Origin of the sequence: Enterobacter sp. BWH64 (genome assembly GCF_001037645.1) — a bacterium.
Taxonomy (GTDB): domain Bacteria; phylum Pseudomonadota; class Gammaproteobacteria; order Enterobacterales; family Enterobacteriaceae; genus Enterobacter; species Enterobacter hormaechei_C.
This window is the reverse complement of record NZ_KQ089922.1, coordinates 4420699-4437296: the sequence shown is the minus strand read 5'-3', so window position 1 is coordinate 4437296 and position 16598 is coordinate 4420699. Positions and strand designations below refer to the sequence as shown.

At 50.4% G+C, this 16598-nt stretch carries 13 protein-coding genes and 2 pseudogenes; 12 read left to right on the top strand and 3 right to left on the bottom strand.

All coding sequences use genetic code 11. From position 1 onward, the window contains the following. Positions 1-118 precede the first annotated feature (118 nt). The 3 genes and pseudogenes from plsC to SK50_RS21095 all read left to right on the top strand — a co-directional run. On the top strand, positions 119-856 hold the full coding sequence (plsC, locus tag SK50_RS21105) for a 1-acylglycerol-3-phosphate O-acyltransferase (RefSeq protein ID WP_003862497.1): 738 nt from the start codon (positions 119-121) through the stop codon (positions 854-856). Between the two features lie 61 nt (positions 857-917). Further along, positions 918-2330 carry a cell division protein FtsP gene (gene ftsP / locus SK50_RS21100; RefSeq protein WP_017692665.1) on the top strand — a complete coding sequence of 471 codons (1413 nt, stop codon included), beginning with the start codon at positions 918-920 and terminating at the stop codon, positions 2328-2330. Positions 2331-2460: 130 nt separating this feature from the next. Then, positions 2461-3636: pseudogene (locus SK50_RS21095) on the top strand (YgiQ family radical SAM protein); the annotation flags it as partial. Positions 3637-3771: 135 nt separating this feature from the next. On the opposite strand, the gene SK50_RS21090 reads toward SK50_RS21095, so the two are convergent. After that, positions 3772-4431: a hypothetical protein gene (locus SK50_RS21090; RefSeq protein WP_223826471.1), complete on the bottom strand. Its 660-nt coding sequence runs from the start codon at positions 4429-4431 to the stop codon at positions 3772-3774. 589 nt (positions 4432-5020) lie between these two features. Between SK50_RS21090 and SK50_RS21085 the strand changes: the two genes are divergently transcribed. From SK50_RS21085 to SK50_RS23745, 5 genes and pseudogenes are all read left to right on the top strand, one after another. Then, complete coding sequence (locus SK50_RS21085) at positions 5021-6268, top strand: tyrosine-type recombinase/integrase (protein WP_007897923.1); 1248 nt, start codon at positions 5021-5023, stop codon at positions 6266-6268. Further along, positions 6255-8021 carry a hypothetical protein gene (locus SK50_RS21080; RefSeq protein WP_007897920.1) on the top strand — a complete coding sequence of 589 codons (1767 nt, stop codon included), beginning with the start codon at positions 6255-6257 and terminating at the stop codon, positions 8019-8021. Before SK50_RS21085 ends, SK50_RS21080 begins: the two co-directional genes overlap by 14 nt. Beyond that, positions 8009-10126 (top strand): hypothetical protein, encoded by a 2118-nt coding sequence (locus SK50_RS21075; RefSeq protein ID WP_017384059.1) that lies wholly within the window; start codon positions 8009-8011, stop codon positions 10124-10126. Before SK50_RS21080 ends, SK50_RS21075 begins: the two co-directional genes overlap by 13 nt. A gap of 3 nt (positions 10127-10129) precedes the next feature. Next, positions 10130-10558 carry a hypothetical protein gene (locus SK50_RS21070; RefSeq protein WP_017384060.1) on the top strand — a complete coding sequence of 143 codons (429 nt, stop codon included), beginning with the start codon at positions 10130-10132 and terminating at the stop codon, positions 10556-10558. A 90-nt stretch (positions 10559-10648) separates the two neighbouring features. Then, positions 10649-11337 (top strand): annotated as a pseudogene (locus SK50_RS23745) (IS3 family transposase); the annotation flags it as partial. Positions 11338-11883: 546 nt separating this feature from the next. Here SK50_RS23745 and SK50_RS21055 read toward each other — a convergent pair. Together SK50_RS21055 and SK50_RS21050 are read right to left on the bottom strand one after the other, a co-directional pair. Continuing rightward, positions 11884-12192: an ArsR/SmtB family transcription factor gene (locus tag SK50_RS21055; RefSeq protein WP_032622084.1), complete on the bottom strand. Its 309-nt coding sequence runs from the start codon at positions 12190-12192 to the stop codon at positions 11884-11886. Positions 12193-12287: 95 nt separating this feature from the next. Continuing rightward, a complete protein-coding gene (locus tag SK50_RS21050; RefSeq protein ID WP_017384063.1) occupies positions 12288-13412 on the bottom strand; it encodes an alkene reductase in 1125 nt (374 codons plus the stop codon). A gap of 217 nt (positions 13413-13629) precedes the next feature. On the opposite strand from SK50_RS21050, the gene SK50_RS24300 reads away from it, so the two are divergent. The 4 genes from SK50_RS24300 to SK50_RS21035 all read left to right on the top strand — a co-directional run bounded on the left by SK50_RS24300 (position 13630) and on the right by SK50_RS21035 (position 16527). Further along, positions 13630-14082, top strand: coding sequence for a LysR family transcriptional regulator (locus SK50_RS24300; protein WP_071524141.1), 453 nt, complete (start codon positions 13630-13632; stop codon positions 14080-14082). After that, the gene (locus tag SK50_RS22895) at positions 14036-14608 is read left to right on the top strand and encodes a LysR substrate-binding domain-containing protein (RefSeq protein WP_255212330.1); all 573 of its coding nucleotides are present in this window, start codon (positions 14036-14038) and stop codon (positions 14606-14608) included. The genes SK50_RS24300 and SK50_RS22895 overlap by 47 nt, the downstream gene beginning before the upstream one ends. An 82-nt stretch (positions 14609-14690) precedes the next feature. Next, on the top strand, positions 14691-15566 hold the full coding sequence (locus SK50_RS21040) for an MBL fold metallo-hydrolase (protein ID WP_017384065.1): 876 nt from the start codon (positions 14691-14693) through the stop codon (positions 15564-15566). Between the two features lie 109 nt (positions 15567-15675). After that, positions 15676-16527: a DMT family transporter gene (locus SK50_RS21035; RefSeq protein WP_007897905.1), complete on the top strand. Its 852-nt coding sequence runs from the start codon at positions 15676-15678 to the stop codon at positions 16525-16527. Positions 16528-16598: the final 71 nt, after the last annotated feature.

Sequence of the window (16598 nt, the reverse complement as noted above, 5' to 3'; positions counted from 1 at the left end):
TTCCCGTAAAAACGTTGTTAATTCGTGCGTTGCGATTAACAATACGCGCTCGTAATAAAGTCCTTACCTGGCCACAGGTGAAGTATAATTGTCAGCTGTCAGGGCTTCAGAGGTCGCTATGCTATACATTGTTCGTCTCATTCTTACCGTTATTTATTGCATTCTGGTCTGTATTTTCGGATCGATTTATTGCCTGTTCAGCCCGCGTAACCCAAAGCATGTCGCGACGTTTGGCCACATGTTTGGTCGTCTTGCGCCGCTGTTTGGCCTGAAGGTTGAAAAGCGTCTGCCTGAAGGGGCGGAGAATTTCGGTAACGCCATCTATATCGCTAACCATCAGAACAACTACGATATGGTGACGGCCTCAAATATTGTTCTTCCGCCGACCGTAACCGTGGGTAAAAAAAGCCTGCTGTGGATCCCGTTTTTCGGTCAGCTGTACTGGCTCACCGGTAACTTACTGATTGACCGTAACAACCGCGCCAAAGCGCATGGCACCATTGCGGAAGTGGTGGATCAGTTTAAAAAGCGCCGGATTTCCATCTGGATGTTCCCGGAAGGGACGCGCAGCCGTGGTCGCGGCCTGCTGCCGTTTAAGACCGGCGCGTTTCATGCTGCAATTGCGGCAGGCGTTCCAATTATTCCCGTGTGTGTTTCCAATACATCGAATAAGATTAATCTTAACCGTCTGAATAACGGACTGGTCATTGTCGAAATGCTGCCGCCGGTAGATACCTCAAAATACGGTAAAGACCAGGTGCGCGAGCTGGCCACGCACTGCCGCGAGCTGATGGCTCAGCATATTGCGCAGCTCGATAAAGAAGTTGCAGAGCGAGAAGCCGCCGGTAAGATTTGACCCGGTGTCGTGTAAGGGAAAACGAATTCCCGCGTTGTTAGTCGTTTCAGATGGAGCTTATATGTCACTCAGTCGGCGTCAGTTTATTCAGGCTTCGGGTATCGCCCTTTGTGCGGGTGCGATGCCGCGGACAGCCAGCGCCGCCGGGCAGCAACAGCCGCTGCCTATTCCGCCGTTGATTGAATCCCGTCGCGGGCAGCCGCTATTCCTCACGCTTCAGCGTAGCCACTGGTCCTTTACCCAGGGAACGCGCGCGCAGGTATGGGGCATTAACGGACGCTACCTCGGGCCGACCATTCGCGTGTGGAATGGCGATGACGTTAAGCTCATCTACAGTAACCGTACGACGGAAAATGTCGCGATGACCGTCAGTGGTTTGCAGGTGCCGGGGCCGCTGATTGGCGGCGCGGCACGCATGATGTCGCCGAATGCCGACTGGGCGCCCGTCCTCCCGATTCGTCAGAGCGCGGCGACATTGTGGTATCACGCCAACACCCCGAACCGCACCGCCCAGCAGGTCTACAACGGCCTGGCCGGAATGTGGCTGATTGAAGATGAGGTCAGCAAAACGCTGCCGATCCCGAATCACTACGGCGTTGATGATTTCCCGATCATTATTCAGGACAAGCGGCTGGATAACTTCGGCACGCCGGAGTACAGCGAGCCGGGCAGCGGTGGTTTTGTGGGCGATACGCTGCTGGTTAACGGCGCGCAAAGCCCGTATGTCGAAGTGTCTCGTGGCTGGGTGCGCCTGCGTCTGCTGAATGCCTCTAACTCGCGCCGCTACCAGTTGCAGATGAGCGACGGCCGCGCGCTGCACGTGATTTCAGGCGATCAGGGGTTATTACCTGCGCCGGTGTCGGTAAAACAGCTGGCGCTGGCGCCGGGCGAACGTCGTGAGATCCTCGTGGATATGACCAACGGGGATGAAGTGTCCGTGACCTGCGGCGAAGCGGCAAGCATTGTTGACCGTATTCGTGGCTTCTTTGAACCGTCGAGCGTTCTGGTCTCCACGCTGGTGCTGACGCTGCGCCCGACCGGCCTGTTGCCGCTGGTGACCGACAGCCTGCCGATGCGCCTGCTGCCGCAGGAGATTGTGACCGGCCCGGCAGTACGCAGTCGCGATATCAGCCTTGGCGACGATCCGGGCATCAACGGTTCGCTGTGGGACGTAAACCGCATTGATATCACCGCCCAACAGGGAACATGGGAGCGCTGGACCGTCCGCTCGGAGATGCCGCAGTCGTTCCATATTGAAGGGGTGTCATTCCTGATCCGCAACGTCAACGGGGCGATGCCGTTCCCGGAAGACAGGGGCTGGAAAGATACCGTCTGGGTGGATGGCCAGGTCGAACTGCTCGTCTACTACGGCCAGCCTTCCTGGCCGCACTTCCCGTTCCTGTTCCACAGCCAGACGCTGGAGATGATGGACAGGGGATCGGTAGGGCAGATGCTGGTGAATCCGGCACCATAAAACGCTTTCTCCCTCTCCCTGTGGGAGAGGGTTGGGGTGAGGGCAACAGCCCGCACAATACCCCTTCATTTCCCCCGGTAAACCAGCGTATAATCCCGCTCCTTTTGTCTATTTTTTCTTCGGAAGCATTATGAGCGCTATTTCCCTGATCCAGCCGGATCGCGACCTCTTCTCCTGGCCCCAGTACTGGGCAGCCTGCTTTGGACCGGCGCCGTTCCTGCCGATGTCCCGGGAAGAGATGGATCAACTGGGCTGGGACAGCTGCGATATCATTCTGGTGACGGGCGATGCGTATGTCGATCACCCGAGCTTTGGCATGGCGATCTGTGGCCGTATGCTTGAAGCCCAGGGCTTCCGCGTGGGGATCATCTCCCAGCCTGACTGGAACAGCAAAGACGACTTTATGCGTCTGGGCAAGCCTAACCTGTTCTTCGGCGTGACCGCGGGCAACATGGACTCGATGATCAACCGCTATACCGCCGACCGTAAGCTGCGCCATGACGACGCTTACACGGCTGACAACGTGGCGGGTAAACGTCCCGATCGCGCGACCCTCGTCTACACCCAGCGATGCAAAGAAGCATGGAAAGACGTGCCGGTGATCCTGGGCGGCATCGAGGCGAGCCTGCGCCGCACCGCACACTACGACTACTGGTCTGATACCGTGCGCCGTTCGGTGCTGGTGGATTCGAAAGCCGACATGCTGATCTTCGGCAACGGCGAGCGTCCGCTGGTGGAGGTGGCGCATCGCCTGGCGCAGGGTGAACCGGTCAGCGAGATCCGCGACGTGCGCAACACCGCGATCATGGTGAAAGAGGCGCTGCCGGGCTGGAGCGGGGTGGATTCCCGCATTATCGATATGCCGGGCAAAATCGACCCTATCCCGCATCCCTACGGTGACGATCTGCCGTGCGCGGATAACAAACCGGTTGAGCCGAAGAAAGCGGAAGCAAAGGCCGTGGTGGTGCAGCCGCCGCGTCCGAAGCCGTGGGAAAAAACCTATGTGCTGCTGCCGTCTTACGAAAAAGTAAAAAGCGATAAAGTACTCTACGCCCACGCATCGCGCATCTTACACCATGAAACCAACCCCGGCTGCGCGCGAGCGCTGATGCAAAAGCACGGCGAGCGCTATATCTGGGTTAACCCACCGGCGATCCCGCTCTCTACCGAAGAGATGGACAGCGTCTTTGCTCTGCCGTACAAGCGTGTGCCGCATCCGTCATATGGCAACAGCCGTATTCCGGCGTACGAGATGATCCGTTTCTCAATCAACATCATGCGCGGCTGCTTCGGCGGGTGCTCATTTACTCTTGTTTTTATGTATTTAGAGTTAAACTCTACTTTTCTATTTTTAGAATTCAAGCTATTCATCGTAATTGAGAGATATCCTTTTAATGTTCAGCAAGCCTGTTAAAAGCACTTTATCTGAACCGCGTTTTGCCTAAATCCTGCTCAATATATACTCTCCCTGAGTTCTGAAATCCTCAAATTCCCCAATCTTAAAGCATTGATACATAGATGATGTCAGATAATGCGCAATCATCTCACCGCCAATATGGATCCGTTCCGGGTGTGGGTATGTCGCCTGTATAGCCCTTTGTTCATTCATCATTACAGGAATTGTCTGCAACAAATCCCCATCCAAGATTTGGCACTCAGGTTTTACTCCTGTTCCGTATTGTAATTGCTCTGATTCGAAATCATGGACTGAGCGATAGGCGAACGAAACGATATTTCCTGTTTCCTCGCAAATTGCGAACTGATAAACACTGGTTGTCACCGTTGAAGAAGAGGGAATTGCATGGTCATGCTTGTATTGTTTCCACAGCCTCCTTAGACAGGCCGATGTATGATAATTGAGATTTTGTATACCTGATACGACCATTCTGGTTGATGCTTCAAGCAACCAGGTGTTAGAAAATCCACCTGCCCCCGTTCCTGCTATGATGGTTCTTAGCTGGGGGATGTAACCTGCTTTGGAAACAAAAGATAACGGCTCCCCATTATCGGTGACGGCAAGGGTATCTGTTACAATCAGTGCTTGTGCTTCGTCTGTATAAAATATCAGTGATGACATATTTTCCTCATCCAGAAAAGACATTACATGAATCACAGAACAGGTCACTACAACCACGTGAAAGGGAGTCAGACCATTTTCCAGAGGTAAATATATTCTTGTGTTTGGACGCGTTGCGGTTCTCTGTAAAAAATATATAGCACAAACAAAAGTCCCCGCAGGGATAAATATAGTTATATGCGCTTTTTCTGCTGGCTTTTACAATTGAAAGTGACAGGTAAACGAAATGTGTTACAGGTTTCTTTTGCTTTTCGTTGGGTTCTGTATATGCGAATTTACCCTGTGTGTTATTTTTGCAATGGACTCAGGCTGTATTCAATCAATTAAGGTTTACTTCTGGCATTAAGATGTATCCGTTGCCTGTTTTTTAAGGGCACGGTTTGTGCCGGGAAATGAAAATCACATCTTAAGTTCTTCACTCAAAGGATTTGTGATGTTTATCACGTATGGTCCGGGTAACGTGTTGAGGTCAATGTATTGCATCGTGATGGTGTCGTTACATCTTTTACTTTCCTCCTGATTTGCATATTCACTCCCGGCAACCTGGTTGTTTGTTTTTTCTTCTTCCGGATTTATAGTGTAGGCATGAGGTGGCGTTTCAGGGCGACAGACTGTGAGGATAATCACTAACATTCATGCGCGTTATGGGCGTGTCAGCAAACTGGATGCAACAGAGCCGAAACTGAAATTTGAACCCGGATTTCTGTATGCTGAAATACCTTATATTAGCGGCATCCAGAATCGAAAACTGAGCCGATATGTACACTTTTATCTTATGGATAAAGCTATCCTGCAGGCCAGGGATTTAAAGCCTTTAGCCCGGGCATTTTTACGCTGGATAAGGTGGCTGGAGGATAACGGACTTGACCCTTTCACCCCGGGAACGTTGAAATACCAAAGCCCTACATATGGCTTCAGGGAGTATCTTCTGGGGGCCGTAAGGCAGGGGCGCATCGCCTCATCCACCGCGGCGGTGTACATCAGCGTTATCCGACGGTTTTACGTATTTCTGGGCAAGTGTGGTGAGCTGGCTGCCAGCTCATTTTTTACGTTGGTCGAAAAAGTCGTTGACGGGCGACGCAAGGTGATAAGTTCGGATCTTGCCATCAGGATAACCAGCACAACAAAAAGGACAATCAACCCACTGAATGATGCAGAGGTTCATATCCTGGATGAGGCACTGAAATCTGAGTCCGGGTTGTTCAGTTTAATGATTGTGCTGATGAAAAATTGTGGGCTACGGCTGGATGAAATGCTGACCCTGCCGTCGTCACTCTTTACTGAAGAGTACCTTGCCAGTGTCCCTGTATCTGAGTTGACCATCAGGGGGCTTCATATTGGTCCGAGATGCGGAGTTCATACGAAGTTTGGGATGACGCGAGAACTCTTCATCACCAGACGATTGTACGAGCAGGTTCTGGATTATCTGGCGGATGAGGAGTATGAAAAGAAGATCCAAAAATGGCGTGCACGACAGGGTGGGGAAGGGCGGCACGAGCCTTTATTTTTAATGGCAAACGGGAAACGGATGTCTGAAAAAGCCTTTTACTCCCGCTGGTACAGTTTTCGCCATCGCCTGGCCCGGTCTGCTCCGGGAAATGTGTTCAGACATAAACCCCATGATTTGCGGGCAACGTTTGCGACCCATTTTTTACGCTCGGCACTGAGTTGCTATCCCGATCAGGCCGCAAATGCGCTGGGTACAGTAAAATACTGGATGGGCCATAAAAGCGAAAATACGACGATGAAATACATCGTCTTTCTTCAGCAAAACCAGATTTCTGATGCAGTCGCCGGGGTCATGGACGCATTGATTGACGGTGCTGCAGGTCGCGATGGAGCCATATATGAGCCGGAGTGAAACGCAGATAACGTGGATGGCCGAAAATGTGCTGTCATGGGAGACGGTCAGCGGACACATCACTCAGCGGGATCTGAACCGATATTATTTACTTGACGTTTATCTTCAGGCTCATTTTTCAGATTATGTGTTGCTCCCCGGATGGTTTAGTGAACATTCGCATCTTGCCCGCCCTGAAAAACGCGATTTTATTGCCTCTCTGAAACGATTTCTTCTGTCTTACCGTCCCGCCGGAAGGTTAACCATTTTCCGTTATCTCAATATGTTTTTTATATGGCAGTCAGTCAATCAGTATGACTATGGCACGGCTGAAGGCGTTGAAATGTATATTAAACATCTCATGAACGATATTCGTCGGCGAAAAATTTCAGTCAGGATGGCAAGACACTACTTGTCCGTGGTCAACCGGTTTTTGCTTACGGGCGGGCAGATTCAGAGGCGGTATGAATATGAATTCTTACCGAAAGGAACGTATCAGCAGCAGGGAAGGGATAGCTATACCAGGAATGAACTTTCCGAGATCCTGAGGCAGTTGTCATCCATGAATGAGTTCCTTGCGGGATGTATCCGGGAGCATATCGCTAAATCGGAAAAAGGGGTGCGGCATTTCTCACCGTCTTTGCTGGCACCTGTTTATGAAGCGTATTTCCGGTATCCGGGAGAGAACGGGGTCAGCAGGGCAGAGATCATCATCAGGGACGTTCTGGAAAATTACTTTCTTACTTCTTTTTTTCTGTTCTGTTACCACACATGGGGAAACACCTCTCAGGTTCTGGGTCTGACGCGGGATGATATACATCTGGATGAAAAGGGTATCAGCACTGATTATGTTTATAAGGGGAGAGCGAATAAGTATATACGTCTGACGATAGGTAAATCGGAGTATGTGACCAAACGTGCGGGCTATTACTGGTTTCTGTCTTTTATCAGGCTCAGGGACGACATCGTTAACTATCTGGTTTCCGCAGATAACTTCCCTCCGGTACAGGCGCTGTTTCTGAGTGAGCCGCAGGTGAAATTCCGTAAGCTTTATTCTCTTAATCCCAGTCATCTGACTAAATTTTCTAACTCTGAGGGGGCGTGGGCCACGATGCGGCAGCTTAATCCCTCGCTTCCATCAATTACCGTTTCTGGCTTGCGCAAAACGTCTGAGCAGTATACGGACAGAACATTAAAGAATGGTCTGATTACGGCGGAAAAAGCACAGCATAACTGGGGCACTTACAGGCGGAATTATGCTGCAGGTAACCCACAGGGGGCGAAGGAAAACTTCAGTGCTGCACTTGATACGCTTATGAATCAGGGGATTGCGACACGTGCGTTATCCGAGCGGGTAAAAGTTGCTGATGAGCTGGGGATCGATCTGCGTGGAAGCGATGAGGGTGTGGATCTTTTATTGAATGGCCTGGGATGTCGATCGCAGGAGCCGCCTACAGATATTGAATTGCGCTTTATAAAAAAGCAAAAACGATTTGGCCGGACACCAAAGGCTTGTGCGGATTTTTCTCATTGTGTCGAATGTTCAAAAAGTTGCGTTGTGGAAACGCTGGAGTCTGTATGGCTCCTGCTGTCATTCAGGCATGCTATCGAGTATGGAAAACCGTTGTACATCGGTTCGGTCAATGCTGTGGAGCGTTATGAAACGTTACTCCTGAAGATTGATTTACGGCTTGGGCTGGTAGATGAGGCGACCCTGAAAAAAGCGCGCGTTAAACTTCAGCGAGAAGGTGTGGCTCCGGTATGGCAGATTTGAAGAAAAAAGAGGTAAGCCGTAGTCGAATGGCGGAGTTTCCTGCCGGAACGCCGCTTCGTTCAGGGGATGAGTTTCCGACTGAGGATATCATCTGTGAGGCACTAGAAAACAAAAGCTTTGAACGTCTGAATAACTGCCTGGTTATCGCCAGCTCAGATGAACATGATATGCGTTTTATCAATGAGGAGACGCTGAATATTTATTTCAGGGATGATGTCTGGACCAATCGCTATGTCAGAACCCATATTGGTGAAACGTTAAGAACCGTTAATTTTTCAGGCATACGGGATCCTGAACTGCGTCTTGAAGCCAAAATCATCTCAGCCAGCCTGCTCTGGATTGTCGGCAGGACCGCGAAGACGCAGTCACTGATCCGGAAATGTGCAAACATTGTGGCGGGAGCCCGTATTATTGAGTCTATGGGGTATCGCAGTCTGTTTCAGCTTCGTTTTCCGCTTGTCCGGAATGCTTTCATTGTAAAGATGAAGGAGGAGGATGAGCACGGCAGGAAGCGTTCTGAAAGAACATTACGTAATTACTTTATGGACCTGGCGGATATCTCGCTGACAGGTCATACCCGTCTTCGAAAATACGGTTACTTTCCTGATATTAGCTTCGACAGTTACAACAGTGTGGATGATTCAAACCAGACATATTGTATGCCTTTCAGTCTTATGATGTCTGTCTGGGAAGGGCTGATTACTGAACTGGATGCTGAAATCAGTGATTTCGATTTTGACGGGTTTTCCCGGCTGTGCGCTATCATAAACGGTTTTTATGATTCGCCTTACTATACGTCGATGCTGGAAGCCCGTAAAAGAGGGACAGCAAAAAGCATACCGGATTACCGGGCCGCGTATTACTACAATATTGTTGCCGGGGAAATTCGGGCGCTTTTCGCGACACTTGGCCCCGGGATGCAGGGCTGGTTCTCGGTACATAAAAATAAGCGCTGGAGATCTGATTTTATTGGCGTTGATCACATAAAGCTGAACACCTGGCATTTTGAGCTGACGTTAAAAGTCATGAATGTGATACAGGCCATGTCGGGGATGAGACACAGCGAAGTGCTTGGCGTGATGCACGGTTCACTGATTTATGATGGTGATATCCTGGGACTTCGTTCGGTGTTGCATAAGTTCGCCCCGGAAGGTGGAAGTCACGAAGACTGGGTTGTTTGTCGCTATGTGGAAAAGCCTTTTCAGCATTTACGCAGAATTAATCAAATCATGACAGGCCTGGACGGGAAGACGCTGGACAATGTTCCATTGTCTTTAAATATCAGGTCGTGGTTCTCGGAGCAAAAACTCTCTTTTATGGGGACGCAGCGCCAGACTGAGTGGGCAAAGAAATTTGTGAAAAGACACCATCTGTTCATCCGACGTGACCATATTGATGAGTTCAGGCTTTTAAATCCAAACATACGTGATGATGAACGCGTTGCGATGGAGATTCGGGAGGGGGCTTTCTGGCCATTGCGAACCCATCAGTTTCGCCGTTCACTTGCTGTACACCTCAGGCGTCTTGATCTGATTTCTACTAATGATCTTATCCGGCAGTTTAAGCACTTAATCAGAGGCATGACGGAGTGGTATATGTCCGGTGCACTCAACGCTTCGCATTTTAGCCGGGCGATCCCTCAGGCATTCGCTGCCGAGATTGAAAGGGTTGATACCGAACTCTCAGCTTCCAGGGCTGTTTCTTATCAGCATGAAGGCCTGCTTTATGGCGAAGGCGGGAAGTTACTGATGTCCCAGAGAGGTGGGCACTTACATCAGATGACGTTTCCTACACTGAAAAAAGCGATGAGCATGGCTAAACGAGGCGGGCAAAAACTGGTATCTCTTGGAAACGGTTTTTATTGCATGAATGGCCATGACTGCGAGTTTAAGGCGGTTGTTCAGTCAGCGTCCTGCAATCCGGGATGTGAGAACATGCTGGCCGGAGCTGATTCTGTTCCCGTGTGGAAACGCAGGATGGCTCATTATGACAACCTTCTGGAGATTGCCGTGCGAAATAATGCTCCTCAGGCTGACAGGGATTTTCTGATGCTTGAGAGAGATTTTTATGCAGATGCTGTCCGCTTTTTTGAAAAGGATGAATAGAGCATGACGAACGAACAGTCGGGGGTTAAAAAAACACAGGCAAGAGCAGAGCAGGCCCTGAGGGAACTGATGTTATCAGGGGAGCGTATCAGCCAGTATGCTGTGGAAAAACGAGCGGGGCTGGCAAACGGCACCCTGAATTATAACTGTCCTGAGTACAGGCAGGTCAGGGAGGCTATCCGCAGTCTGAAAAAAACGTGCCAGGGCACCGCGCCGGTTGATGAGCAGGGCATTGAGCAGCAGATCAAGCTGAAAGAAAAGTATCGCCGTCAGAGAAATGAGCTGAGGGAAGAAATCAAAAAGATGATGGCTGAAAATGTAGAGCTGTTACATAACCTTATACTTTTACAGCAGTATGTCAGGGAGCTTGAACGCAACACCGGGAGGGAGAAAGGGGACGTCATTCCGTTCTCGGGTGGTGTCAGGGACTGAGGCTATACTGAACGGAAGGACGCGAGGTGAATCGCCACGGGTTTAACAGACACCTCAGAGTCATTTAAGATGGCTTAAAGAGAGGTGCCCATGAGCGGTAAGCGTTATCCCGAAGAGTTTAAAATTGAAGCAGTCAAACAGGTTGTTGATCGCGGTTATTCTGTTGCCAGCGTTGCAACGCGTCTCGATATCACCACCCACAGCCTTTACGCCTGGATAAAGAACTACGGTCCGGATTCTTCCACTAATAAAGAACAGTCAGATGCTCAGGCCGAGATCCGCCGTCTTCAGAAAGAGCTGAAGCGGGTTACCGACGAACGGGACATATTAAAAAAAGCCGCGGCGTACTTCGCAAAGCTGTCCGACTGAGGTACGCCTTTATTCGTGACAACACCTGTTGCTGGCCTGTTCGCCTGCTCTGTCGGGTGCTGGATGAACATCCCAGTGGTTTTTACGCCTGGCTTCAGCAGCCGCATTCACAACGCCATCAGGCAGACCTGAGACTGACAGGACAGATTAAACAGTTCTGGCTGGAATCGGGATGCGTCTATGGTTATCGCAAAATCCATCTGGATCTGCGGGACAGCGGGCAACAGTGCGGAGTGAACAGAGTCTGGCGACTGATGAAACGTGTCGGGATAAAGGCTCAGGTCGGATACCGGAGCCCGAGGGCATGTAAAGGCGAGGCCAGTATCGTGTCGCCCAACAAGCTCCAGCGACAGTTCAATCCGGATGCTCCGGATGAGCGTTGGGTAATCACAGCGTGGTTTCCTCAAACCCTCGCTGTGAATTAACTGAAATACTTCATTGAAGCTGTAACCAAACAGTTAACTGAAACAATGAGCCCGCAGAGCATTGCACAGCGATGACACCATTTGTTGAGCTTCACCGTTTTCGCATACAACCGTCCGGGATTTGGAAAAGCACTGTCTTTTTGTACTGACCGATCATGATTAAGTGACACCTCTTCGAAAAAGAGAGCGCGATGAGCGATTAATATATGGCTCGAAAGACAATTATGTTGGGCTTTTATGACCGCTGTCAGAGGTATTATCTTACCCGGACGGCAACAGGGTCGGAATGTCATCAGCGGCACTGTAACAAGCTATCCGCCATCTTAAATATCTGCAGGTCCTTTCACCGAGTATGCACACCAACCGACAGAGTGATTTGACCCAAACTGGTGGATATTTTGCAAAACTATTAGCCTCTTATGACCGGTCTGCAGCCTGATATTGAGGAATTAGTGCGCTTTCATGGAATGCCTGCCGGGATCGCAAGTACGAACCCCCGGTACTGTTACACTGAATGTGCTCAGTCCTGTATCAGATTGTATTTTTCAGCAACTCAAGAACAACCCTTATTTTATCATTGTCACGTTTGTAGTACGTCCAGGGACCGATGCGCTGAGAAGTAACAAGTTGTGCCCGTTGAAGAGCTGAGAGGTAAAGAGAAACGGTAGACTGTGAGAGCCCGACCTTTTCCTGAATGATACTGACACACACACCGAACTCGTCCGCATCAGCATAAGGCTGATGGAAGTGTATTTTCGGTTCCTTGAGCATATACAGAATTTTTCTTCTAACAGGGTTTCCCAGCGCCTTAATCACGTCATTCAAATCAATATCAGGCATAAACTCTGTCACTTGTCGCATTGAGGAATTGCAATGTTACGATACTTCTCTACGTTAAGCATCAGCTTTTGAAAAGCTGATGCTCATAAGAATGGTTAGCCAAAGGCGGGATAATCTGTGTAGCCTTTTGCCGTTCCACCATACATGGTTGTTGGATCGACCGGATTCAGTGGCCATTCATGATAAAGGCGCTGCGGTAAATCCGGATTAGCTATGAACGGGCGGCCAAATCCGATAATGTCTCCCCAGCCAGCACCGATAATCCGTTCGGCTTTTTCTTGCGTATATCGCCCGGCATACATAATTACACCGCTGAATAATTTACGGACTTCAGCTCTGAATGCTTCAGGCAATTCGGGAGCATCATCCCAGTCGGCTTCAGCAAGAGAAATATAGGCTATTCCGATTTCTTCAAGAATTTTAACGGCTTCGGTATAGGTTTCATGGGGATCATCTTCCACCAGGCCAAGATAGACCCTTACTTCATCCGTGGTCTGAAAGAGCGGAGCAAAACGGACTCCCACACGGTCTTTACCGACCACATCAGCGACAGCCTGCGTCACTTCGCGCAGAAACCGCAGCCGGTTATGTAATGAGCCACCATATTCATCCTCTCTTTTGTTGCTATGGGATGACATGAACTGGTTAACCAGGTATCCATTTGCACAGTGAATTTCCACACCGTCAAAACCGGCATCAAGGGCGTTCTGAGCTGCCCCGGCGTACATCCTGACAATCTCACTAATTTCCTCTTTTTCCAGTGCGCGGGGGCAGGAAGCGGTAGCCAGCGCCCCCTCTCCCGGCCCGGTTTCGATGAATACCTTAACGTTTTCCCCTGCCGGTATCGCCGACGGAGCGACAGGCGAGGCGTTACCTGGCTGCAGGGAGTTATGGGATACTCTTCCGACATGCCAGAGCTGGGCAAAAATGATGCCTTCTTTTTCATGCACTGCCCGCGTCACTTTCTTCCAGCCTTCCACTTGCCGTGAGCTGTAGATCCCCGGGGTCCACGCATAACCCTGCCCACGAGGTTCGATTTGTGTTCCTTCGGTCACCATAAACCCGGCACTGCTGCGCTGTGCGTAATATTCAGCCATCAGTTCGTTCGGAATATCACCCGGTTGTGAGCTCCGTGAGCGGGTTAAAGGCGGAAGTACAACACGATTCTTCAGGGTGTAGGGACCTAGTCTGGTGGGAGAGAACAGGTTTTTCGTCTTCATTACATATCCTGATATAGCGAATTTTCAATATCACTGAAACGCCATGTCTCAGCATTTACGACCTGGCATGTCGTCGTTCGGCCGATGTAGCCGCAGAACCACGACACTTTATTCCACATATTGAGATTTATCAATATCTAGATTTATAAAAATTATGATCGGATGAGCGGAACGGGGGGTTGCCTGATGGCTCACAGAATCGGCATCATGAACCTAAATGGTTCTGATAATGTTATCGGAGATCCTGAACGGGAACGGTATGCGTCACGATTTTAATGACTATGTTGCATTCATGGCAGTAGCACAGGAGTGCAGTTTTTCACGGGCTGCTGTCCGCCTCGGGATTTCGGCATCCACGCTTTCACACACGATACGTCGTCTCGAGGAGCGCGTTGGCATGCCGTTACTTATGCGTACAACCAGGCGGGTGGCTGTCACCGAAGCCGGTAAACAATTATTACTGACGCTTGAACCCGGTCTTGCGCGCATTGAAGCGGGCGTGACAGCTCTTCAGAGACTGCGCCATACACCGGCTGGGCTGGTCAGACTTACGGTATCAGATCACATGATTCATGAATGTCTCTGGCCACGATTGTCACCGTTACTAAAAAAAATATTCGGATATCAAGGTGGAAATGTCGCAGCAGAACGGTTTTGTCGACATTGTTGAGGGCAATTTTGATGCCGGAGTCCGAATTGGTGATGACATATTAAAGGATATGGTGGCCGTCCGAATCGCACCGGACATACGGTTTGTCGTCATTGGATCGTCCACCTATCTTGCAGAAAGAGGTCTGCCGCTACATCCCTCTCAGCTGGAAAAACATGACTGCATCAATATACGTCTGTCACCCACAGGCCCGCTGTATGGCTGGGAATTTGTCAGGCAGGGGGAGAATATTGTGAAAAAAGTGGACGGGCAGCTTACTTTTTCAAGCATTTATCCAATGCTTCATGCAGTAAAAGATGGCTACGGCCTGGCCTACCTGCCGGAGTCTTCTGCCCTGGCGGGGATTGAGGCGGGACACTATTGTCGGGTGCTTGAGGACTGGTCAGAGGCTTTTCCCGCCGACATGATAATTCCAATAATGTCCATTACAGGCTCCGGTAAAGATAATACCGACACCTTACATGAGAAAGGCAAAAGCAATATAACCTGCTGTGCTCCGGATTTTAAGAATGAGCGGTTTACGTAGCAGGATGAGCAGTTCGAACCAGAAATTTCGTTACTATTGCTAAAGTAAAACCTGATGACCTCTAATCGTAACGGAGACCAATATGACTTCACAACTGAACTGGCAGGCCCCGGCTATCAATCGCAAAAAAGTAGGTGACATGACTGTGACCATGCTGAGTGATGGCTATCTGGACGTATCTTTTGAGCTGCTGTCTGGTATTGACGGCTCACGTGCCGAGGATTTACTGCAGAAGCGCGGTGTGCCAGCAGTACCCCGTATTAATATCAACGTCTACGTTATCCAGACGCCTGAGCGAACCATCCTGATTGACAGTGGTGCCGGAGGTATTAATGGCTGGGGCGGTCGGCTTCAGGTAGCCCTGGCCGCGGCAGGCATTGACCCGCTTCAGATTGATACCCTTCTCCTGACTCACGCGCATCCTGACCATATCGGCGGGCTTGCAGGCCCCCTGCAGACTCCCGTTTTCCGCAATGTTCAGCAGTTGTTTGTGCATGAGAAAGAACTCGCTTTCTGGCGTGATGAAACCATTTCCGCTGGCGCGCCTGACGCATTCAAGCCGTTCTTTGAAGTAGCAAGGAACGCCTTCAGCGCTTATGACGACAAACTGGTGCCATTCCGCGAGGAAGCGATTTTACCAGGTATTCAGACTGTACCGCTGTTCGGCCATACGCCAGGACATACCGGTTATCTGCTGGGTGATGAAAAAGAGTCGCTGCTCATCTGGGGTGATATTGTTCACTTCCCACACATTCAGGTTGCTCAGCCTGACGTTACTATCGCGTTCGACAGCGATCCTGCGGCGGCGGCGGCCATCCGTAGCAAAGTGCTTGACCGCGCAGCGAGCGATAACCTGGCTGTCAGTGGTATGCACTTCAACCTGCCTACTACCGGTAAGGTTATCCGTGAAGGTAACAGCTTCGCACTGAATTACGACCTGTGGTCACCCGCAGTCTGATCACCTTCCTTCCCGGTGCACACAATAGTGACCGGGAAGAGATCCCCTTTCATATCGCCCGACAAGAACCCACCTGCAATACTATGAATATCACTGCCTCACAAAAAAAATGGCTCATTACTCTTGCGCCCTGGCTTTTTGTATTCCTCTGGAGTCAGGGTTTGTCGCAGCCAAATTTACCGTGCAGTACAGCGCGCCGTTTCATCTTTTATTCCTGCGTGGCGCATTTTCCTGTCTGGTCCTTCTGCTGCTTACACTGGGGTTCAGGGCCCGTTTTCCGTCCGGCAGAGGAATGGTTCGCAACCTGATTGTCGGACTTTTCCTGCAGAGCTTCTTTCTGGGCGGATGCTTTTATGCCATCCATCGTGGCATGCCGTCAGGCATTGCGGCGCTCATCACCGGCCTGCAGCCGGTACTGACTGCAATACTGGTTTCACTCATGCACCGTCAGTCCCTGCATCCCCGGAAATGGCTGGGTATTGCGATTGGCTTTGCGGGCGTTTTCTTGGTGCTATCGCCAGGGCAGCATAGTTTTGCACTGGATCCTGTGGCTTTTGGGTCGGTCATGCTGGGGTTATTTGGCGTAACGATCGGAGCGCTTTATCAGCGCCGTGCTCAGGGAGATGGACATATCTTTGCGAACACGTTTTTACAGTACGTCACTTTGACAATATCGATGGGTGCAATTAGCCTGATGTTCGAATCTGCTCCGACGCAGTGGAGCTTATCATTTGCGCTGGGTCTGGGCTGGCTGGTTATTGGCGTATCGGTTCTGGCGATTATGTTGCTGATTTTTATGATACGAAGCGGTGAAGCAACCAAAGTCGCTACTTACTTTTACCTGGTTCCCATTCTCACGGCAGCTGAAGCGTGGTTGCTGTTTGGAGAGGCCATTACATTGCCTATGCTTGTGGGTATGGCAGTAACTATAATCGGCCTGATTTTTGTCATCCGGGAATAGACAACCGCACGCGTCGCTGTATGCTTTTGTATATGGCGACGTATAATAGCGGTCAAAGTCAAATTCCGGAT